The sequence below is a fragment of the Papillibacter cinnamivorans DSM 12816 genome, assembly GCF_900176335.1.
GTDB lineage: Bacteria > Bacillota > Clostridia > Oscillospirales > Oscillospiraceae > Papillibacter > Papillibacter cinnamivorans.
The window spans coordinates 504667-526529 of sequence record NZ_FWXW01000001.1 but is presented as its reverse complement, the minus strand read 5'-3'; the positions used below and the strand labels follow the sequence as shown (position 1 = coordinate 526529).

At 60.0% G+C, this 21863-nt stretch carries 17 protein-coding genes; 16 read left to right on the top strand and 1 reads right to left on the bottom strand.

Annotation, left to right across the window (positions count from 1 at the left end):
- The first annotated feature begins 32 nt into the window (after window positions 1-32).
- The 12 genes from B9A13_RS02575 (at window position 33) to B9A13_RS02520 (ending at window position 16515) form a co-directional block, all read left to right on the top strand.
- A complete protein-coding gene (locus B9A13_RS02575) occupies window positions 33-1244 on the top strand; it encodes a homoserine dehydrogenase (RefSeq protein WP_084233453.1) in 1212 nt (403 codons plus the stop codon).
- A gap of 67 nt (window positions 1245-1311) precedes the next feature.
- Window positions 1312-2526: an aspartate kinase gene (locus B9A13_RS02570; protein WP_084233452.1), complete on the top strand. Its 1215-nt coding sequence runs from the start codon at window positions 1312-1314 to the stop codon at window positions 2524-2526.
- A 572-nt stretch (window positions 2527-3098) separates the two neighbouring features.
- Window positions 3099-4559, top strand: a complete 1461-nt coding sequence (locus tag B9A13_RS02565; RefSeq protein WP_084233451.1) for an alanine/glycine:cation symporter family protein — start codon at window positions 3099-3101, stop codon at window positions 4557-4559.
- A 218-nt stretch (window positions 4560-4777) separates the two neighbouring features.
- Window positions 4778-5452 carry an orotate phosphoribosyltransferase gene (gene pyrE / locus B9A13_RS02560; protein WP_084233450.1) on the top strand — a complete coding sequence of 225 codons (675 nt, stop codon included), beginning with the start codon at window positions 4778-4780 and terminating at the stop codon, window positions 5450-5452.
- Window positions 5453-5530: 78 nt separating this feature from the next.
- A complete protein-coding gene (radC, locus tag B9A13_RS02555) occupies window positions 5531-6211 on the top strand; it encodes a RadC family protein (RefSeq protein ID WP_341456008.1) in 681 nt (226 codons plus the stop codon).
- Between the two features lie 178 nt (window positions 6212-6389).
- Window positions 6390-8354, top strand: a complete 1965-nt coding sequence (uvrB, locus tag B9A13_RS02550; RefSeq protein ID WP_084233449.1) for an excinuclease ABC subunit UvrB — start codon at window positions 6390-6392, stop codon at window positions 8352-8354.
- 54 nt (window positions 8355-8408) lie between these two features.
- Complete coding sequence (uvrA, locus tag B9A13_RS02545; RefSeq protein WP_084233448.1) at window positions 8409-11231, top strand: excinuclease ABC subunit UvrA; 2823 nt, start codon at window positions 8409-8411, stop codon at window positions 11229-11231.
- A gap of 119 nt (window positions 11232-11350) precedes the next feature.
- On the top strand, window positions 11351-11686 hold the full coding sequence (locus tag B9A13_RS02540; protein WP_084233447.1) for a hypothetical protein: 336 nt from the start codon (window positions 11351-11353) through the stop codon (window positions 11684-11686).
- A 46-nt stretch (window positions 11687-11732) separates the two neighbouring features.
- The gene (gene recD2 / locus B9A13_RS02535; protein ID WP_084233446.1) at window positions 11733-13976 is read left to right on the top strand and encodes an SF1B family DNA helicase RecD2; all 2244 of its coding nucleotides are present in this window, start codon (window positions 11733-11735) and stop codon (window positions 13974-13976) included.
- 11 nt (window positions 13977-13987) lie between these two features.
- On the top strand, window positions 13988-14647 hold the full coding sequence (locus B9A13_RS02530) for a ComF family protein (protein ID WP_084233445.1): 660 nt from the start codon (window positions 13988-13990) through the stop codon (window positions 14645-14647).
- Between the two features lie 119 nt (window positions 14648-14766).
- Window positions 14767-15798, top strand: coding sequence for a rod shape-determining protein (gene mreB / locus B9A13_RS02525; RefSeq protein WP_084233444.1), 1032 nt, complete (start codon window positions 14767-14769; stop codon window positions 15796-15798).
- 111 nt (window positions 15799-15909) lie between these two features.
- Window positions 15910-16515 carry a hypothetical protein gene (locus tag B9A13_RS02520; RefSeq protein WP_084233443.1) on the top strand — a complete coding sequence of 202 codons (606 nt, stop codon included), beginning with the start codon at window positions 15910-15912 and terminating at the stop codon, window positions 16513-16515.
- Window positions 16516-16757: 242 nt separating this feature from the next.
- Here the strand turns inward: B9A13_RS02520 and B9A13_RS02510 are convergent, their stop codons facing one another.
- Window positions 16758-16970, bottom strand: coding sequence for a DUF378 domain-containing protein (locus B9A13_RS02510; RefSeq protein ID WP_084233441.1), 213 nt, complete (start codon window positions 16968-16970; stop codon window positions 16758-16760).
- Window positions 16971-17344: 374 nt separating this feature from the next.
- Between B9A13_RS02510 and apgM the strand changes: the two genes are divergently transcribed.
- The 4 genes from apgM to spoIIR all read left to right on the top strand — a co-directional run bounded on the left by apgM (window position 17345) and on the right by spoIIR (window position 21546).
- Window positions 17345-18595: a 2,3-bisphosphoglycerate-independent phosphoglycerate mutase gene (apgM, locus tag B9A13_RS02505; protein ID WP_084233440.1), complete on the top strand. Its 1251-nt coding sequence runs from the start codon at window positions 17345-17347 to the stop codon at window positions 18593-18595.
- Entirely contained in the window at window positions 18592-19851 is a 1260-nt protein-coding gene (locus tag B9A13_RS02500; RefSeq protein ID WP_084233439.1) for a DUF1015 domain-containing protein, read from the top strand. The genes apgM and B9A13_RS02500 overlap by 4 nt, the downstream gene beginning before the upstream one ends.
- Before the next feature lie 26 nt (window positions 19852-19877).
- Window positions 19878-20741, top strand: a complete 864-nt coding sequence (gene ispE / locus B9A13_RS02495) for a 4-(cytidine 5'-diphospho)-2-C-methyl-D-erythritol kinase (protein ID WP_084233438.1) — start codon at window positions 19878-19880, stop codon at window positions 20739-20741.
- Window positions 20742-20919: 178 nt separating this feature from the next.
- Window positions 20920-21546, top strand: a complete 627-nt coding sequence (spoIIR, locus tag B9A13_RS02490; RefSeq protein ID WP_084233437.1) for a stage II sporulation protein R — start codon at window positions 20920-20922, stop codon at window positions 21544-21546.
- Window positions 21547-21863 lie beyond the last annotated feature (317 nt).

Below are 21863 nucleotides of genomic sequence, written 5' to 3'. Positions count from 1 at the left end.
GAAGCCTTACGACCTGCCAATGAGGTGAAAATATGGTCAACGTTGCAATACTGGGATACGGCGTGGTAGGATCTGGAGTCGCGGAAGTGATCCATAAAAACGCCAATCATATTTCAGAAAAAGCGGCAAATGAAATCACGGTAAAATATGTCCTGGACGTCAGGGATTTTCCGGACGCTCCCTTCGGGATGCGATTCGTCAAGGACTTTTCCATTATAGAGAACGACCCGGAGGTCCAGGTGGTGGTGGAAACCATCGGCGGGACAGGCGCCGCGCTGGAGTTTACGAAGCGCTGCCTGGCGGCAGGCAAGAACGTGGTCACCTCCAACAAGGAGCTGGTGGCGGAATACGGCTATGAGCTTCTGCACATGGCCCGGGAGCGCAACCTCAACTATCTGTTCGAGGCGAGCGTGGGGGGAGGAATCCCCATCATCCGGCCCATCAGCCAGTGTCTGGCGGCAAACGAGCTCAACGAGGTATACGGAATCCTAAACGGCACCACAAATTATATTCTGACCCGCATGGTGCGGGCGGGACTGACCTTCCAGGACGCTTTGCGGGAGGCCCAGGCGAAGGGCTATGCGGAAAAGGATCCCACCGCGGACATCGAGGGATACGACGCCTGCCGCAAGATCTGCATCCTGTCGGCACTCTCTTTCGGCTCTCACGTTTATCCGCGGCAGGTGGCCACGGAAGGCATTTCGAAAATAACGCTCCGGGACGTGGGCTACGCAGAAAGCGGCAAGCGGAAGATCAAGCTGCTGGGCCGCGCCGTGCGCCTTCCGGACGGGAAGATCTCGGCTTATGTCGCTCCGCACCTTGTGCCGGACGGAAGCTCTCTGTCCAATGTAGAGGACGTTTTCAACGGAATCGTGGTAAAAGGAGACGCCATCGGAGACGTGATGTTTTACGGCAGGGGCGCGGGGAAATTCCCCACCGCCAGCGCAGTGGTGGCGGACGTCATCGACGCGGCCAAGCATTTCAAAGCCAGGAAGTACCTGGACTGGCTGCCCGGCGGGGACGATGTCACCGTGGATTCCGCCATTTTGCCTACCCGGTGGTATATCCGGGCCAACGCGACGCAGGAGCAGGCCGGGAATTCCTTCGGCGAAATTGAAATGCTGAGAAGCCCGGACGCGCCGGCAGGAGAAATCGCGTTTCTTACCGCCGAGTTTAACAAAAGGGAAATCGAGACCCGGGGAACGGACCTTGATATACTGGCCCGAATCAGAGTTCTCGGTTGATTTCAGAGGCGTGAATGTATATACTGGGGTAGCGTGTTCCAATAAACTTGGGAGGTAATATCATCTCATGGGACTGGTTGTGCAGAAATTTGGCGGCACGTCCGTTAAGGACGCCGATAGAATAAAACACGTGGCGCAGATTATTACGGATACGTACAAGAAAGGAAACTCGGTGGTGGTCGTGCTCTCCGCCCAGGGAGACACCACGGACGATCTGATAGACAAGGCCAGGGAAATCAATCCCAACGGCTCCAAGCGGGAAATGGATATGCTGCTGTCCACGGGGGAACAGATCTCCATCGCCCTTTGCGCCATGGCCATTGAAAAACTTGGGTATCCGGTGATTTCCCTCACGGGGTGGCAGGCCGGATTTAAAACCAGCTCGGCCTACAGCGACGCCAGGATCAAAAAGATTGACCCGGAGCGGATTCAGGCGGAACTGGACAGGAAAAACATCGTAATCGTCGCTGGCTTTCAGGGACTCAACAAGTACGACGACGTAACAACACTGGGAAGAGGCGGATCAGACACCAGCGCCGTGGCGCTGGCCGCGGCGTTCCACGCCGATCTCTGCCAGATATATACCGACGTGGACGGCGTTTTTACGGCGGATCCGCGCATCGTCTCCGAAGCACAGAAGCTGGACGAAATCACCTACGATGAAATGCTGGAGCTGGCGACGCTGGGCGCGCAGGTGCTGCACAACCGCTCCGTGGAGCTGGCCAAGCGGTACAACGTCAATCTCGAGGTCGTTTCGAGCTTTTCCGGCAAACCGGGAACAAAAGTCAGGGAGGTTGTCAAGTTGGAAAAAACAAATGTGAGCGGGATCGCCAAGGATCAGAATATCGCGAGACTGGCTCTGGTCGGGCTCCGGGACGAGCCCGGCGTTGCCTTCAAAGTTTTCTCCCTGCTGGCCAAGAACAAGGTCAATGTGGATATCATCCTGCAGTCTATCGGAAGGGACGAAACCAAGGACATCAGCTTTACCGTTTCCAGGACCTGCCTGGAGACGGCGGAAAAGATCCTGAACGAACACCGGGAAGCCATCGGCTTCAAGAATATCATGGTCTCCGACAAGATAGCGAAGATCAGCATCGTGGGAGCGGGAATGGTCAACAATCCGGGCGTCGCGGCCACCATGTTCGAGGCCCTTTCCGACGCCGGAATCAATATCCAGATGATCTCCACCAGCGAGATCAAGGTTTCCGTTCTGATCGACGAGAAGGACGCCGTCCGGGCGGTGCAGGTGATCCACGGGAAGTTCTTCAACGGGGAGAAGTAACCGGTTTCCGTACATACTCCGGATACTCAGAAGCAGTCTCAAAGTGCCGCCGGCACTTTGAGACTGCTTTTTTGATTTTGGGGGGAAAGGCTGATTACGAGAGATTTGGACGGGAGTTACGCGCTCCGCTGGGGGTAACTTTTCCTGCATAGGAAAAGCCACCAAAAGGATGCCAAGAGGCCGCGGCCTCTTGGAGCTCTATGGGGAGGGTGCTCCTGAAAGCGCTCTTAATGAGTGATTAGCTATCGGCAGTTTCGAACGCATGGACAGCTCTGTGGCAAGAGGTCTGTTTTTCAGCCCGCGACCGGGGCTCTCCGGATTTAAGATTGTGGGGCTCATTAGGTCTTCAATAACGTACAATGTGCAACGTTAAAGAAGATTTTCAAATTTGTAATAGGAAATCATGTAGATTAGGCTGTAGGGCTCGACTAGTCTATGAATGTATGTGTTATGCGGCGATCCAGAAGCTTTTATCATGATTGAAGCGGGCTGCGGAAAGGGAGAGGGTATGTTTTGCCCGGAGGACGAATAGGTATGGATAAGCCATGCGTTCGCGGGAGGGGAGAGACGGAATGGAATTTGCGGAAAAGCTCAACGACATCGTAAGCTCGCTGGCTTGGGGCCCCGGCACCCTGGCTTTTTTCCTGCTGCTGGGGATCTACCTCACGGTGCGCATGAAGTGGTTCCAGGTCCGGCACTGCCCCCTGTGGCTGCGGACGACGCTTTTTTCCATGTTCAGCAGGGCGGAAGTACGAAAGAGCCGGGACAAGAACATGCTCTCCCGCTTTCAGGCCCTCACCACCGCTCTGGCAGCCACCATCGGCACCGGAAGCGTCGCGGGAATTGCCACCGCGATCTTCTTCGGAGGGCCGGGAGCGGTATTCTGGATGTGGGTTTCCGCGTTTTTCGGCATGATGATCGGATTTACCGAAAAGACCCTGGGGGTTCTATATCGGTACAGGGGAAAGGACGGCAGCTGGATCGGCGGGGCCATGATCTACATGGAACGGGGGCTTCACAGCAGATGGCTGGGGATGCTTTTTTCCCTGTTTTGCGTGATGGCCTCCTTCTGCAGCGGCAACATGGCCCAGGCCAACTCCATCGCCACGGCCCTCCACAGCGCTCTGGGCTGGGATAGGCTCATCGCCGGCATCGCGGTGTCCGCCCTGCTGGGGCTCGTGATCCTGGGGGGACTGAAGCGAATCGCATCGGTAAGCGAGCGGCTGGTGCCCTTTATGGCGGGCTTTTTTATTGTGGGGGGGCTGGCGGTGATCGCCGCCAACGGTGAAAACCTGGTTCCCGCTCTGGCCGAAATCTTTCACAGCGCTTTCGCGCCCCGGGCGGCGGGGGGCGGGATGATGGGCTACACTCTTTCCCAGGCCATGCGTTACGGGATAGCACGGGGGGTTTTTTCCAACGAGGCCGGCCTCGGTTCCTCCGTGATGATCCACTCCGCCTCTGATGTGAAGGAGCCGGCGGAACAGGGGATGTGGGGCATCCTGGAGATCTTTCTGGACACCATGGTGGTGTGCACCATCACGGCTCTGGTGATCCTTACCTCCGGGGTTTACGACCAGGGGGCCGCTCTGACCGAACTCGCCACCCGCGCGGCGGATGCGGGATACCGGATGGACGAGGCCATGCTGGGAGCCCCCCTGGCCGTGGCGGCTTTTTCCACTTTGTTCGGGAGGTGGGGAGGGGCATTTGTGGCGATATCCATCGCCCTGTTCGCCTTTTCCTCTCTCCTGTGCTGGGCCTATTACGGGGAGAGGGGCCTTGCGTATCTCACGGGGACGGGACGGTTTTCGGGCATATATAAAGTTCTGTTCGCCGCCGCGGCCCTGGCGGGAAGCATGGCCGACCTGGCCGCCGTCTGGGCGGTGTCGGATACTTTCAACGCCCTGATGCTTCTGCCCAACCTGGCCGCCATCGCTCTGCTGTCTCCCAAGGCGATCCGGGCGGCGGGGGAGTACCTGCGGGGGAGGGAAAGCGCGGCGGCGGGAGGGAAAAAGCACCGGAAGCGTGCCCCTTGAAGCGGCAGGGATTCTATGGTATCATAACCGCAAAGCGGTTATGATACCGGGCTCATGGCGCGATTTGCTCCCGCCCTTCGGACGGAGCCGCAAACGATGCCAAATCTCAAGAAACGCTTGGCGTTTGTGCTAGCATAACCGCAAAGCGGTTATGATCTGCGCATATGCCCTCTCCGGGGGCACGCGCCGATATCCATACTGCGGGACGGGAGAAGAATATGACGTATCAGGAAGAGTTTATCGAATTCATGGTCCGCTCGGGGGTCCTCACCTTCGGCGATTTTGTAACCAAGAGCGGGCGGAGGACGCCGTATTTCGTCAACACGGGAAACTATAAGACCGGGGAGCAGATCTCCCGGCTGGGGGACTATTACGCCAAGTGCATCCAGGAGAACATGCCGGAGGGGATCGACGCGCTCTTCGGCCCGGCCTACAAGGGAATCCCTCTGGCCGTGTCCGCGGCGGGCGCTCTCTACCGCCTGTACGGCAGAAACCTGCCCTACTGCTTCAACCGCAAGGAGGTCAAGGACCACGGCGAGGGAGGCGGCATGGTGGGCTATGCCCCCAAGGACGGGGACCGGATCGCCATCGTGGAGGACGTGGTGACGGCGGGGACGGCGGTGCGGGAGAGCATCGCGCTGTTCCGGCAAGTGGCGGACGTGAGGATCGAGGCCCTTTTTGTGTCCGTGGACCGCATGGAGCGGGGGACAGGGGTGGCCACGACCCTGGACGAGCTGCGCCGGGAGCATGGCATCCGGGTATTCCCCATCGTCACGGTGCGCCAGGTGATCGCGTTCCTGCACAACCGTCCGGTGGACGGCAGGGTGCTCATCGACGACGGGATGAAAGGGCGAATGGAGGAATATCTGGCCGAATACGGCGGAAAAGAGTGAATATTTCCGCTTTCAGCCGCGCGGCCGGGCGCGGGACAAGCTTTGCATATTTTATCGGCTCGGGCGAGGAGGGGAAGTATGGCGATGCATGACGGGCACAGGCAGCGCATGAAGCGCCGGTTCCTGGGCACGGGCATGGACAGCTTCGAGGACCACAACGTCCTGGAGATCCTGCTGTTTTATTCCATCCCCCAGAAGGACACCAATCCCCTGGCCCACGAGCTGATCACCCGGTTCGGCTCTCTGGAGGGGGTCTTCGACGCGCCGGCGGAGGAGCTCATGAAGGTGCCGGGGGTGGGGGAGAACACGGCGGCGCTCATCAAGCTTATCCCCCAGGTCTACCGCAGGTACATGATCTCCAAAACGGGGAGCGGGGCGATCCTCAATTCCTCGGAGAAAGCGGGAGTGTTCCTGCTGCCGCGGTTCGCGGCTGAGCGGGACGAGGTGGTCTATCTCGTGTGCCTGGACGCCAAGTGCAAAGTGCTCTCCTGCCGCCTGATGTTCCGCGGCAGCGTCAACTCGGCCCACGTGAGCGTCCGGAAAATCGTGGAGGCGGCGCTTACCAACAACTCCACCAGCGTGATTCTGGCCCACAACCATCCCAGCGGCATCGCCCTTCCCTCGGAGGAGGACAACCTCACCACCCTGCGCATCCAGGCGGCTCTGGAAGCGGTGGGGATCGAGCTGGCGGACCACATCGTGGTGGCGGACGACGATTTTGTTTCCATCGCGGACAACGGCATCCTGGGCAGAAAATAACGGGAGCCGAAAAAGTGCAACAGCATCGGATAATACTGCGGCGGCGGCGCCCGGGCGGCCCGCCGCCGTTTCCGCCCGACAGGCGGCATAGGAGCTTTGGCAAATGGAAAAAATAGTTGCAATCGAACATTCGTTCTGATAAAATTGAGTATATTGCAGAAGAGAAGGAGGCGAGAAGTTGGGACGTTTTGAAGTGGTAAGCCAGTACACGCCGGCGGGGGATCAGCCCCAGGCCATCGAGGCCCTGGCAAGGGGACTGGAGCTGGGGTTCGGGGAGCAGACCCTGCTGGGAGTCACGGGCTCGGGAAAGACCTTCACCATGGCCAAGGTCATCGAAAAGGTTCAGCGCCCCACGCTGGTCCTGGCCCACAACAAGACGCTGGCAGCCCAGCTTTGCGCCGAGTTCAAGGAATTTTTCCCGGGCAACGCCGTGGAGTACTTCGTCAGCTACTACGACTATTATCAGCCGGAGGCGTACATTCCCCACACGGACACCTATATCGAAAAGGACTCCAGCATCAACGACGAGATCGAGCGCCTGCGGCACTCGGCCACGGCCGCCCTCTTCGAGCGGCGGGACGTGATCGTGGTTTCCTCGGTCTCCTGCATTTATGGATTGGGGGATCCCATCGACTATGCCAACCTGGTGATCTCTTTGCGGCAGGGGATGAAGAAGGACCGGGACGAGCTATTAAAAAAGCTGGTGGAGATCCGGTACGAGAGAAACGACATCGCCTTCGAACGGAACATGTTCCGGGTCCGGGGGGACACGGTGGAGATCTTCCCGGCCTACGCCAGGGACCACGCGATCCGGGTGGAGTTTTTCGGGGACGAGGTGGACCGCATCAGCGAGGTGAACGTGGTCACCGGGGTACCCGCCAGGATGCTGAACCATGTGGCGATCTATCCGGCTTCCCATTACGTGACCACGAAGGAGAAGATGGAGCGGGCCATCGGGGAGATCCAGACGGAGATGGAGCAGCGGGTCCGGTATTTCGAGGAACGGGACAAGCTGGTGGAGGCCCAGAGGCTCCGGCAGCGCACCATGTACGACATGGAGATGATGCGGGAGCTGGGGTACTGCACAGGAATCGAGAACTATTCCAGGGTCATCAGCGGAAGGGCCCCGGGCTCCCCGCCCATGACGCTTATAGACTATTTTCCCAAGGATTTTCTGCTGTTCGTGGACGAGTCCCATGTGACACTACCCCAGGTGCGGGCCATGTACGCGGGGGACCGGGCGCGGAAGGAGAGCCTGGTGGAATACGGGTTCCGGCTGCCCTGTGCCTTCGACAACCGGCCGCTGCGCTTCGACGAGTTCAACGAGCGGATCGGACAGGCGATCTACGTGAGCGCGACCCCAGCGGAATACGAGCGGAGCCGCTCGTCCCAGATCGTGGAGCAGCTGATCCGGCCCACGGGGCTGCTGGACCCGGAAATTTTCGTCCGGCCGGTGGAAGGGCAGATCGACGACCTCATCGGCGAGATCAACGAACGAACGGAACGGGGAGAGAGGGTACTGGTCACCACCCTCACCAAGCGGATGGCGGAGGATCTCACCTCCTACCTCCAGGGAGCGGGGATCCGCGTGCGGTACATGCATCACGACGTGGAGACCATCGAGCGGATGGAGATCATCCGGGATCTGCGGCTGGGAGAATTCGACGTACTGGTGGGCATCAACCTGCTGCGGGAGGGGCTGGACCTTCCCGAGGTGTCTCTGGTGGCCATCCTGGACGCGGACAAGGAAGGATTCCTGCGAAGCGAGACCTCCCTCATCCAGACGGTGGGCCGGGCCGCCCGGAACGCCGCGGGGCAGGTGATCATGTACGCGGACACTGTGACGCCCTCCATGCGCGCGGCCATGGAAGAGACGGAGCGGCGGCGGGAACTCCAGGACCGGTTCAACCGGGAGCACGGGATCGAGCCCAAGACCGTCATCAAGAGCGTACGGGATCTCATCGAGATTTCCCGGGCGGCGTCCGCCCCGGAGCGGGAGGACGGCGTCAAGCTCACGGCGCGGGAGCGGGAGCGGAAAATCGCCGAGCTGGAGAAGGAAATGAAAAAAGCTTCCAGACTGCTGGAATTCGAATACGCCGCCGTGCTCCGGGACCAGATCATCCGGCTGCGGGCGGAACAATAAACAAGGCTGCCCGTCCGACCGTTCGGAGGGCAGGAAGGGGATAGGCACAATTCTATGCGGGAGAGCATTTTTGTAAAAGGCGCCAGGGAGAACAACCTCAAGAATATCGACGTGGAAATCCCACGGGACAAGCTGGTGGTGCTCACGGGCATTTCCGGCTCGGGAAAGTCCTCTCTGGCTTTCGACACGATCTACGCGGAAGGGCAGAGGCGGTATGTGGAGTCTTTGTCCTCCTACGCACGGCAGTTTTTAGGGCAGATGGAAAAGCCGGACGTGGACTACATCGACGGGCTGTCTCCGGCCATTTCCATCGACCAGAAGACCACCTCCAAGAACCCGCGGTCCACGGTGGGCACCGTCACGGAAATCTACGACTATCTGCGGCTTCTCTGGGCCCGGGTGGGGACGCCCCACTGCCCCAACTGCGGCAAGGAGATCCGGCAGCAGACCGTCGACCAGATCATCGACCAGGTGATGAACCTTCCCGAGGGCACACGGATCCAGGTGCTCGCCCCGGTGGTCCGGGCCCGGAAGGGGGAGCACCTGAAGGTGCTGGAGGACGCCCGGAGGAGCGGCTACGTCCGGGTGCGGGCGGACGGGAACCTATACGATCTGTCGGAGGAAATCAAACTCGACAGGAACAAAAAGCACAGCATCGAGGTGGTCATCGACCGGCTCGTTATCAAAAAGGACGTGGCGCGCAGGCTCACCGACTCGGTGGAGACAGCTTCGGCCCTCTCCGGGGGGCTCGTGATCGCAGATCTTCCCGAGGAGGGGCGAGAAATCCTCTTTTCTCAGAACTACGCCTGCGAGGACTGCGGGATCAGTATCGAGGAACTGACGCCCCGGATGTTTTCCTTCAACAACCCCTACGGGGCCTGCCCCACCTGCACGGGGCTGGGCTCCCAGCTGAAGGTGGACACGGACCTCATCATCCCCAACCGGAACCTCTCCATCCTGGAGGGGGCCATCACGGGGAGCAACTGGGGGAATATCAAGAGTGACACCATCTCCCGGATGTACTTTGAGGCTATGGCCAAGCAGTACCATTTTTCCCTGAACACGCCCGTGAATGACCTGCCGGAGGATATTCTTCTCAAAATCCTCTACGGCACAAACGGGGAAAAGCTGAAGCTGCAGTACGACCGGGAGCGGGGGCAGGGGGTTTTATACCAGGCCTTCGAGGGTGTTGCCAACAACCTGGAGAGGCGGTACCGGGAGACCCAGAGCGACGCCATGCGGCGGGAGCTCGAGGAGTGCATGTCCGAACACCCCTGCCCGGACTGCGGCGGCAAGCGGCTGAAGAAGGAATCCCTCGCCGTGACGGTGGGGGACATCAGCATCCATGAATTTACGGAAAAATCCGTGGTGGAGGCGCTGGATTTCATCGACCGGCTGCAGCTGGGGCCCACCCAGACCCTCATCGCCGACCGGATCCTCAAGGAGATCCGGGAGAGACTGGGCTTTTTGCAGAGCGTGGGACTGGAATACCTGACCCTCAGCCGCCAGTCAGGGACCCTGTCCGGCGGGGAGAGCCAGCGGATCCGGCTGGCCACCCAGATCGGCTCTTCCCTCATGGGAGTGCTGTACATCCTGGACGAGCCCTCCATCGGGCTCCACCAGCGGGACAACGACAAGCTGCTGGACACCCTGCGGCGGCTCCGGGACCTGGGGAACACCCTGCTGGTGGTGGAGCACGACGAGGACACCATGCGGGCCGCCGACTTTATCGTGGACGTGGGCCCGGGGGCGGGCATCCACGGAGGGGAAATCGTGGCCGCGGGGACGGCGGAGGAGATCATGGCCTGCCCGGAATCCCTCACCGGCCAGTATCTGAGCGGAAAGAAGAAGATCCCCGTCCCGGAAATCAGACGACCCGGGAACGGAAACCGGCTCATCGTCCGGGGAGCGGCGGAAAACAACCTGAAGAATATCGACGTTGCATTCCCCCTGGGGACCTTCATCTGCGTCACGGGAGTATCCGGCTCGGGGAAATCCTCCCTTATCAACGAAATCGTATTCAAGAAGCTGGGGGCGGAGCTCAACCACATGAAGGTACGCCCGGGAAAACACGCGGGCATCGAGGGAACGGAGCACCTGGACAAGGTGATCAACATCGACCAGTCCCCCATCGGGCGGACACCCCGGTCCAACCCCGCCACCTATACGGGGCTGTTCAACGAAATCCGGGACCTGTTCGCCTCCACTCAGGACGCCAAGGCGCGGGGCTACGGGCCGGGGCGGTTTTCCTTCAACGTGCGGGGCGGCCGGTGCGAAGCCTGCGCCGGGGACGGGCTCATCAAGATCGAAATGCACTTCCTGCCGGATATCTACGTGCCCTGCGAGGTGTGCAAGGGCAAACGGTACAACCGGGAGACCCTGGAGGTCCGGTACAAGGGGAAGAACATATACGAGGTGCTGGACATGACGGTGGACGAGGCGCTTTCGTTTTTCGAAAGCATTCCCTCCATTCACCGGAAACTCACCACCCTGCAGGAAGTGGGGCTGGGATACGTCCGGCTGGGCCAGTCCTCCACCACCCTTTCAGGCGGAGAAGCCCAGCGGGTGAAGCTGGCCACCGAGCTCTCCAAGCGCTCCACGGGGAGCACCATCTATATCCTGGACGAGCCCACCACGGGCCTGCACACGGCCGACGTGCACAAGCTGGTGGAAGTGCTGGGAAGCCTGGTGGAGGCCGGGAACACGGTGGTGGTGATCGAGCATAATCTGGACGTGATCAAATGCGCGGACCATATTATCGATCTGGGACCCGAGGGCGGAGACAAGGGGGGCAACGTGGTCTGCGCGGGAACGCCGGAGGAGGTGGCCGCGCAGGAGGCATCCTACACGGGACAGTACCTCCGGCGGGTGCTGTAATCCCGCCCGGGGAGCAGACGCAGTTTTTTCCGTTTTTTTGAAGAAACGGCGGAGAGCGCTGCCCGCTTCGTTGGCAAAAACGGCATATCCGGCATAAGATACCCCGGGAGGTATCTTGCATGGATATAGTGATGGACGCGGCCGTCGCCTTTCTGGCCGCGCTGGGTCTTCTGGCCGCCATGTGGGCGCTGGCGGGGAAGTGGATACTTCCGGCGGGAAGAACGGGCGGTGTTACGGCCCTTGTGCGGGCCGAGGGAAACGCCGCGGAGCTGGAGCACACGGTGGACGGCCTGCGCTGGCTCAACCGGAGCGGGTTTGCCGAGATGCGCATCCTTATCGCGGACGCGGGAATGGACCGGGAAGCCAGGAAGGCCGCGGAGGCGCTGGCGGAGGAGGACTGCACCGTACAGGTGTGCGGTTTGGACGAGATCGGAACGATCCTCAGGAACGGATAAAAGCGAGCGGGGCCGCACAGAGTCCCGCCTAAAGGCAGGGAAGCAAATGGGCCGGGAGGAAGGATACATTGAATTCGGCGGGACGGTGGAGAGCCTGGTTTATCAGAACGCGGAGAGCAGCTACACCGTTATCCGCCTTGCCAAGGCGGACGGGGAGAAGGTCGTCGTGGTGGGCTTCCTTCCCGCAGCGGCTCCGGGAGAAGAACTGCAGGTGGGCGGCAGGTGGATGAACCATCCCTCCTACGGAGAGCAGTTCAAGGCCGAGCGGGTGAATCGAAGCCTTCCCACCCAGGCGGCCGGCATCCTCAGCTATCTGTCCTCCGGCATTATACGGGGCGTCGGCCCGGTGACGGCGGAACGGATCGTCGGGCGGTTCGGGACCGACACCTTCCGGGTACTGGAGGAGCGGCCGGAGGAGCTTTCTTCCATCCGGGGGATCACGGCGAAAAAGGCCGGGGAGATTGCCGAGAGCTTCCGGTATCAGACGGGGATGCGGCGGCTCATCGAATGGATCGGGCAGAGCGGGCTTCCTCTTTCCGCGGCGCCCAAGCTGTACCGGAGATATGGCACGACGGCCATGGAGCGGCTGCGGGAGAACCCCTATCTGCTGACGGACGAATATTACGGGGTAACCTTTGCCGCGGCCGACCGGCTGGCCCTGGGAATGGGATGGCCGGGAGACGCGCCGGAGCGGGTGGAAGCCGCCGTGCGGTTCGAGCTCACGCACAACCTGAACAACGGCCATGTTTTTTTGCCTTACGGCAAACTGGCGGCGGCCACGGAGCAGCTGATCGGTATTGACGCCGAACGGGTGGAGGAGGCGATCGTCTCCCTTACCGAACGGGAGGAAGCGGTGACGGAAGAGATCGCGGGGGAAACCGCCTGCTACCTTCCGGGCCTTTACGAGGCGGAAACCTATGTGGCCGAACGGATTCTGAAAATGGCTGGTAACGGGTTTTCAGCGTCCCGAAAGACAGAGACGCTCATCGCCTCGGTGGAGGAAGCGCAGGGGATCCAATACGCCCCGGAGCAGCGGCGCGCCGTCCAAAAGGCCATGGAGTGCCGCGTCATGCTGCTGACGGGCGGCCCCGGCACGGGGAAAACCACTTGCGTGCGGGGCATCGTGGCCCTCTTCGACAAAATGGGGCTGAAAACCGCCCTGACGGCCCCCACGGGACGGGCGGCCAAGCGGATGGGGGAGCTGTGCGGGACGGAGGCCCAGACCATCCACCGGCTTTTGGGAACGGAATACGACAGCGGGACCGGAGATCTGCGATTTACCCGGAACGAGCGCGATCCCCTGGACGCCGACGCCGTGATCGTGGACGAAACCTCCATGGTGGATCTCCTGCTGATGCGGGCGCTGCTGGGGGCTATGGGGGAGAATGCCAGGCTCATCCTGGTAGGCGACCCGGACCAGCTCCCCTCGGTGGGCGCGGGGGACCTTTTTTCCGATCTGATCCGGAGCCGGCAGGTGGAGACCGTGTATCTCACGGAAATCTTCCGGCAGGCCCGGGAGAGCGCCATCGTCATGAATGCCCACGCCGTGAACCGGGGTGAGATGCCCAACCTGCGGGAAAAGAGCGGGGATTTCTTTTTTCTCAGCCGCCCGGAGCCGGAGCGCGTGGTGGAGACCATTCTGGAGCTGTGCAGAACGCGGCTGCCGGAGAAGATGGGAATCGATCCCGGCCAAATCCAGGTGCTGACTCCCACCAAACGGCACGAAACGGGCACCGCCGCCCTCAACCGGAAGCTCCAGGCGGCCCTGAATCCGGCAAAACCGGGGCGAAAGGAAAAAATATTCGGCGAATATCTCTTCCGCGAAGGCGACAGAGTGATGCAAATTAAAAATAATTATGATATAATATGGAGAAAGTCCGACGGGTCCGGCATGGGAACGGGAATTTTCAACGGGGACGTGGGACGGATCGAGGGGATAGACCCCCGGAGCGAAACGGTGACGGTGCTCTTTGACGACCGGTATGCGGAGTATTCCGGCGACATGCTGGGCGAACTGGAGCCCGCCTTTGCCATCACGGTGCACAAATCCCAGGGAAGCGAATACCGGGCGGTGATCTTCGCGGCGATGAACCATTCTCCTCTTCTCATGAGCAGGGGGGTTCTCTATACGGCCATCACCCGGGCGCGGGAGCTGCTCATTCTTGTGGGAGACGAGCGAGCGATTGCCCGGATGACCGCCAACAACCGGCAAAGAAAGCGATACAGCGGCCTGCGGGCGAGACTCTGTATGGAAGGGCCCCCGCAGAGCGGTTCTGACCATAACAATTAGGAGGGCTTTGTATGGCGCCAAGCTTTCTGCACGGGATCATCGATATGATGTTTCCGCCCCGCTGCACTTTCTGCCACAGGATTTTAAAGGGAAAGGAATCCGGCCTTTGCGAGGAATGCCGGAAAAGCCTTCCGGAGACGGAAGGGGCGGGTGCCCTGCAAAGGGGAGAATTTTTCAGCGTGTGCGTCAGTCCCCTTTATTACAAGGGAGACGTTCGGGAATCTTTGCTGCGCTTTAAATTCCAGAAGGCCTCCAATTACGCGGGTACTTACGGCAAAATCCTGGCGGGCTGTATCCGCGAGCATCTCCAGGGAAAGTACGATCTCATCACCTGGGTTCCCCTGAGCAAGAAGAGGGAAAAAACCAGGGGCTATGACCAGTCCATGCTCCTTGCCATGGCAGTGGCGCTGGAATTGGACGACGTGGCGGTGGAGACTCTGGTGAAGACCCTGGACGTTCCCGCCCAGTCCGGTCTGGAGGCGGCGGAGCAGAGGAGAGCCAACGTGCTTGGCGCGTATGAGGTGAAGGATCAGGACCTCATTACCGGAAACCGCATTTTGCTCATCGACGACATCGTGACCACCGGGTCCACTCTTTCGGAATGCGCCAGGGTCCTGCGCACTGCGGGAGCAAAGGACGTGGTCTGTGCCGCCCTCGCCAGGGGAGAATGAATCCTCCCCGTTTTCAGGATTGAAAAAAATATTTCCAGTCAGTATAATAAGGTGCAACAGCAAGACTAATACTAAGAGGAAGAAATGAGATGTGTATGAGTAAAATAAGAGGTGGAGATATGTTCTCATTTTCCCGTGACATCGGTATAGATTTGGGTACTGCATCCATTCTGGTCTATGTAAAGGGAAAGGGCGTCGTTCTCAACGAGCCCTCCGTGGTTGCCATCGACAAGAACACGGGAAAGCTTCTGAAGGTGGGCATCGACGCGCAGAAGATGCTGGGTCGGACCCCAGGGAACATCGTCGCCATCCGGCCTTTGCGGGAGGGCGTCATTTCCGATTACGACATGACCGAGCGGATGCTGAAGGAATTCATCCGGAAGGTGACCAGTTTCCGCCTGTTCAAGCCCCGGATCGTGATCTGCGTGCCCAGCGGAATCACCGAGGTGGAGGAGCGCGCCGTCATAGACGCGGGAGTCCAGGCGGGGGCCCGGCGGGTCTATCTTATCGAGGAACCGGTGGCCGCCGCCATCGGCGCGGGCATCGATATCACAAAACCGGACGGGCATATGATCGTGGATATCGGCGGCGGGACCACGGACATCGCCGTGATTTCTCTTTCCGGCATCGTGGAATCCACCTCCATCAAGATCGCGGGGGACGAGTTCGACGAGGCCATCATCAAGTACATCCGGCGCAAGCACAACGTACTCATCGGAGAGCGCACGGCCGAGGAGCTGAAGATCAGCATCGGCTGCGTATTTCCGCGGACGGAGGAGCAGACCATGGAGGTCAAGGGACGCTGCCTCATGACGGGCCTTCCCAGGATCTTCACCGTCTCCTCCAACGAAATGATCGAAGCCTTCGAGGAGGTCACGGAGCGGATCCTGGAAGCGATCCATTCCGTGCTGGAGCGCACGCCTCCGGAGCTGGTGGCCGACATTTCCACCAACGGCATCGTGATGACCGGCGGAGGCAGCCTGGTCTGGGGCTTCGACAAGCTCATCGAATCCCGCACGGGGATCGAAACCCATGTGGCCGACGACGCCATTTCCTGCGTTGCCTACGGAACCGGGAAGTCCCTGGAGTGGGTATCCGACATGCAGGACGGAACCATCAACATTTCCCGCAGGAAACAGATGAACAACTGATGCGCTCAAACCCCTGAGATTCCAATTGCAGGCCCGTATCCTGCGCTCTCCCGCCCGGCAGGATGCCGCAGAGAGCCCCACCCATTTCATCTTCCGTGAGGTGAAAACGATATGAATAAAATCACCAATTTCAAAGCACTGATTACCGCGCTGATCCTGTACGCAGTCTTCCTGGTTCTGGTATTCGGACTGTATTACATAGACAAGGGCGTCTTCGTCTCGGCGGAATTTGCCGCACGGTACGCCGTGCTTGGAGCCGTGGGCGCCGTTCCCATCTTGTTTAGGCGGTACTTTTTCGGGATTTTGTTTTTCTGCGGCGGTCTTCTGGGATACGTCGTGGAAGGCTTCTTCAGCGGTCTGCAGGGCTCTTTCGCCCCCACGGCGGGGTGGATCGCCAACTGGGCGGTCATCGTCATCTTCGCGCTGATCGGGATTGCCATCGAGGTGACCAGGATCCGGCGGGGCGTTAAAAAGTGGAAGCAGGAAAAACAGGAGAAAAAGGAAGAACGGGAGCGGCAGAAACAGCAGGAGAAGGAAGAAAAGCTGAAGGCGAAGGAAGAGCGGGAACGGCAGGAGCAGGAGATGCGGGATAAGATCCGCAGGGAGGAGCAGGAGCGCCTGGCTGCGGAGGCCGCGCAGAAAGAAAAGGCGGAGGAACCGCCCGCGCAGCCGGTTTTCACCGGGGAAGCGCCCGAGGATAAAACCGATTCGGAATAATATGAGATGATTAAAGCGCCCCGTTTTATCAAGCGGGGCGCTTTTTCAATAGCTATGCGGGAAGACCGGGCAAAAAGCCGGAGCGCCGGGGGAAATCCCCGGCGCTCCCTATTTTTCCGTGACGCCGAACCCATGGGCCGCAGCCTTTTTTATGTTCAGCGGCTGTTACCGGCGACTAGTAAGGCTTAATTCCGGCAATCTGCTGCAAACCGTTTCGATGAATCCGTCCTGACGGGCGGTCCTCAGATTTCGTTCTCCACGGGATCCCGGTCCCGGAAGAGGAGAGAAATACACCACAGACCGCCCAGGGCCACTAATGTGTAAATCACCCGGGCGGCCAGGGCCATCTGCCCTCCCACGGCGAAAGCCACGAAGTCGAAGCCGAAGATGCCGATGCTGCCCCAGTTGAGCGCTCCGATGATGACAAGGATCAGCGCGATTTTGTCCATAATCATATTAAGATTTCCTCCGTAATTGTTATTTATGCAGCAAAAGCCGGATTCTTTTCAATATTCTGCCCGGACTGTATAAAAATATACATCCGGCACGGAACGCTCCGGTTCCGCTCTCCCGGAGACGACCCGGACCGCAGTGTCCCCGACGGGAAGAAACGTGAGCGGGGCGTTTTTCTATTCGCGGGACCGCGTTTTTATGCGCTTTCCATTTGCCAACCAGCCACCGCGAGAGTATAATACTATCAATTGAGCCTTTCGGGATCGCGGACACCGGGGATGAGCGCCCAGGATATTTTCTCCGGTTTGTCCGGGCTTAGGAAACACTTTACCCGAAAGTTTTGGAGAGAGAACATACAGAAAAGGGACTGCATGCAATGATGAAGTACATTTTGATTATCGGCGACGGCATGGCCGACAACCCTGTGGATGCCCTGGGAGGAAAGACCCCGCTGGAAACGGCGAGGATACCCCATATCGACGCGCTGGCGGCGGGGGGGACCGTGGGGAGCGTTTTGACGGTGCCCCGAGGTTTGCCTCCCGGAAGCGACACGGCGATTTTATCCATCTTCGGGGCCGATCCCCGGGTCTGCTTCACCGGACGGTCTCCCCTGGAGGCGGCTGCCGGCGGAATTTCCCTGGAGGCGGGAGACGTATCCTACCGGTGCAACATGGTTACCCTTGAGGACGGGGACATGGCTTTTGAGGACAGGCGCATCCTGTCCCACAGCGGAGGTTCCATCGAGGGAGCGGAGTCCATCCGGCTGGCGGAGGATCTGTTTTCCCATCCGGAGTTCGGCCCAGCCGCAGAAAAAGCCGGCATCCGGGTCTATCCCAGCCCCTCCTTCCGGCACATCGCCGTCCAGAAGGGGGCGGACATACAAGGACTGGTGGCGACGCCACCCCACGATGTTCTGGATCAGCCCATCGGCCCGAACCTGCCCCGGGGCTGCGACAACGCCGAGACTCTGCTTGCGCTCATGAAGCTGGCTCACAGGGTGCTGGACAGGCATCCCATCAACGAGGAACGGCGCCGCGCAGGGAAGCTCCCCGCCAACGGGATCTGGTTCTGGGCGGAGGGAACGGCGGTGGCACTGGATTCCTTTCCCAAGAAGTACGGGAAGGCGGGCCTGGTGGTGAGTGCGGTTCCCCTGGTGCAGGGGATCGCCAGGCTTACGGGACTGGATATCACGTTGGTGGAAGGGGCCACCGGTGAGCTGGACACCAATTACGAAGGAAAGACGGAGGCTGCCGTAACGGCCCTCCGGGACGGATACGATTTTACCGCGGTGCACGTGGAAGCGCCCGACGAGTGCACCCACAACGGGGACACGGAAGGGAAGATCAAGGCCATCGAGTATCTGGACGGCCGCGTGGTGGCTCCCCTGGTACAGAAACTGAAGGGGGAGGGCTTCGACTACCGGATTTTGCTTTTAAGCGACCACAAGACGCTCACTTCCACCAGGGGCCACGACGGCGACCCCGTCCCGTTTTTGCTGTATGAAAGCAGCCGGGAAACGGGAAGGGGACTGCCCTACACCGAGAAGGCGGGCGAGAACGGCCCATTTGTGAAGGAAGGGACGCGCCTCATGGAGATCCTATTCGGAACCGGGGAGGGGAAGCTGTGAGAAACGATTTCCGGGAGCTGGGCTTCGGCCCCGCGGATATTTTGCTCCCCAAAGACTGCGATATGACACGCTGGAGCGTGGTGGCCTGCGATCAGTACACTTCGGAGCCGGAATACTGGGAGAGAGTCGAAAAGTTTGTAGGCGCGGCGCCCTCCACCCTGCATCTGATTCTGCCGGAGTACCGGCTGGAGCAGGGAAACCCGGAGGAAGACATCCAGAATATTCACGAGGCCATGGAGCAATCTATCAAAGCCGGAATCTGGGATACTTTGAAGGATTCCTTTATCTATGTGGAGAGAGTGCAGAAAAACGGCGCGGTCCGGCGGGGACTGGTGGGCGCCGTGGATCTGGAGCAATACGAATACTTGCCGGGAAAGGCGGCTCTCATCCGTGCCACGGAAGGGACGGTCCTCTCCCGGATCCCGCCCCGCCTGGCGGTGCGCCGGGGGGCGGCGGTGGAGCTGAGCCATGTGATGCTGCTGGCCGACGACCCGGAGGACACGGTGATGGGACCCCTGGAGGCCGGAAAAGGAGGCTTCCGGGAGCTGTATCGCTTCGACCTCATGGAAAACGGGGGGAGCATCCGGGGATACGCCGTGGACGCGGCGGGGGCGGCCCAAGCGGCCGCGGCCCTGGGAGCTTTGAAGGGGGCTATGCCCCAAACAGGCGGAGCGGTTCCCATGCTATTTGCCGTGGGGGACGGAAACCACTCTCTGGCTTCCGCCAAGGCGTGGTATGAGGAACAGAAAAAGGATGCCGGGGCGGGGGAGGCTTTGCCCTGCCGGTACGCGCTGGCGGAGCTGGTGAACCTACACGAGCCCGCCCTCATATTCGAACCGATCCACCGGGTGGTGTTTGAAATCCGGCCGGAAGAGCTTCTCAGGGAGCTTGAGGATTTCTGCCGAAGGGGAGAGCCGGAGGACGGCAGGACCCAGACGGTGGAATACATCTGGGAAAAGGGCGCGGGAACCGTCTGCTTTTCAAAGCCGACCCACCATCTGGCGGTGGGCACGCTGCAGAAATTCCTGGACGACTATACGCAGAAATACGGGGGCCGGATCGACTATATCCATGGGGACGAGACGGCGGGACAGCTGGGGGTGCGGCCGGGGAACATCGCGTTTCTTCTGCCGGCCATGGAAAAATCCCAGCTATTTGAAACGGTAAACGCGGAGGGGGCACTGCCCCGGAAGACCTTTTCCATGGGAGAGCCCTGGGACAAACGATACTATCTGGAGGGACGGAGGATCCGGTAAATGCGCGCCGGAGAAAGGAGCCCTGAATGCCGGTAATCACGGTCTATGCGTATGCAAAACTGAATTTGACGCTGGATGTTTTGGGAAAAAGGGAAGACGGATACCACGATCTGCGCATGCTGATGCAGACGGTGACCCTGCGGGACACCATCAAGCTGGAAACGAGCGGTGCGGAGGGCGTCACCGTCACCACCAACCTGCGCTACCTGCCGTCGGACAGCCGGAATATCGCTGCCAAGGCGGCGGAGCGGTTTCTCAGCGAAACGAGAGCGGCCTGCGGCGTATCCATCCGGATCGAAAAGCATATTCCCGTCTGCGCGGGAATGGCCGGAGGCAGCGCGGACGGGGCGGCGGTGCTGCGAGGTCTCCGGGACCTGCTGTGCCCGGAGCTTACCAACCGGGAGCTGGCACGGATGGGGGAAGCGGTGGGCTCCGACGTTCCATACTGCGTGCTTGGGGGAACTATGCTGGCGGAAGGCAGGGGAGAGATCCTTACGCCTATGCCGCCCATGCCCATGTGCCACGTGGTGATCAGCAAGCCGAATTTCTCCATCTCCACTCCGGCGCTGTTTTCCAAAATCGACTGCCGGAAAATCGTACGCCGACCCGACACCGCGGGCGCCGTCCGGTGCCTGGAGGAAGGGGATCTGGCGGGGCTGGCCCGGCGGATCTACAACGTGTTTGAGGACATTCTGCCCGCGCAGTACCGGGACGTGGGGATTATCCGGGGGCAGCTCATCGAGAGGGGCGCCCTGGGCGCCGGGATGAGCGGGACCGGCCCTTCGGTCTTCGGACTGTTCGAAGAGGAGGCTGCGGCGAAGGGGGCATATCAGGCGCTGAAAACCGCGTATCCGGCCACTTTTCTGGCAAAAATCAAAAATGAGGTATAATACTATTGTCCAATAAGAAGATAAAGCAGGACGTATGGCCGCCCCCCGCCGGAGGCGGGGGGCGGCCATACGGTTTTATTTGTTGTATCAACATTTTTGCTGAATATTGGTATAATATTCCAAATCACTGTCAACAATGTCAGTACCACAGGTACTACACATAATTGACGGTGATTTTATGAAAGGTAAGCACATACAACTCAAAGCAATCGAAATCGCCCTTTTATTCGGGCTGGCCGCTTCCCTGATTTGGGGAATCTGGTCGCTGAAGGGGCAGACGGACCTGCGCGAGCGGGTGATCCGCCTTCACGTGGTGGCAAATTCCGACGGGGCGGAGGATCAGGCGCTGAAGCTGAAGGTCCGGGACAGGGTTCTGCAGCAGGTGGAAGCGCTGCTGGAGGACAGCTCCGACCGGGAAGCCGCGCTGGCCCTACTTGCCGGTTCTCTGGAGCCCATCGCCGAGGAGGCGGAGGAGGAGATCCGGGAGCAGGGATACGATTACTCGGTGACGGCGGAGCTGGAGGATCTGTATTTCCCCACCAAGGAGTACGACGGCTTCGCACTGCCCGCCGGGGAATATAAGGCTCTGCGCATCCAGATCGGAAGCGGCGGGGGGAAAAATTGGTGGTGCGTCGTGTTTCCGCCCCTATGCCTGGCCGCGGCGGAGGAGAACCTGGACGAGACGGCCCTTGCATCGGGACTGACAGAAGAGGATGTCTCCCTCATCACCGAGGAAGACACAAAATATGTGTTCAAGTTCAAGTCCATTGAAATCTGGGACGAGATCAGGAATTATTTTTCCTGATGCCTGTATTCAGAACATTAAACGGCTGCCCCGGGTTGCTTTAAGCGTCCCGGGACAGCTGGTTTTTTATTGCGTGGGGGCTTGGGAGCAAATCTGAATTGTAAGTTGGGAGAGGTTTTTTCAGGATAAGATAAAGATTTATTGCGGAAGGGTTGGACGGGAGCTGCGCGCTTCCCGCTGGGGGTAACATTTTGTTTCTGCAAAAAGTCACCAAAAACAGACCAAGAGGCCGAGGCCTCTTGGAGCTCCATGGGGAGGGTGCTCCGTAAGCGCTCTTAATGACAGATAGACTATCGGCAGTTGCGAACGCACGGACG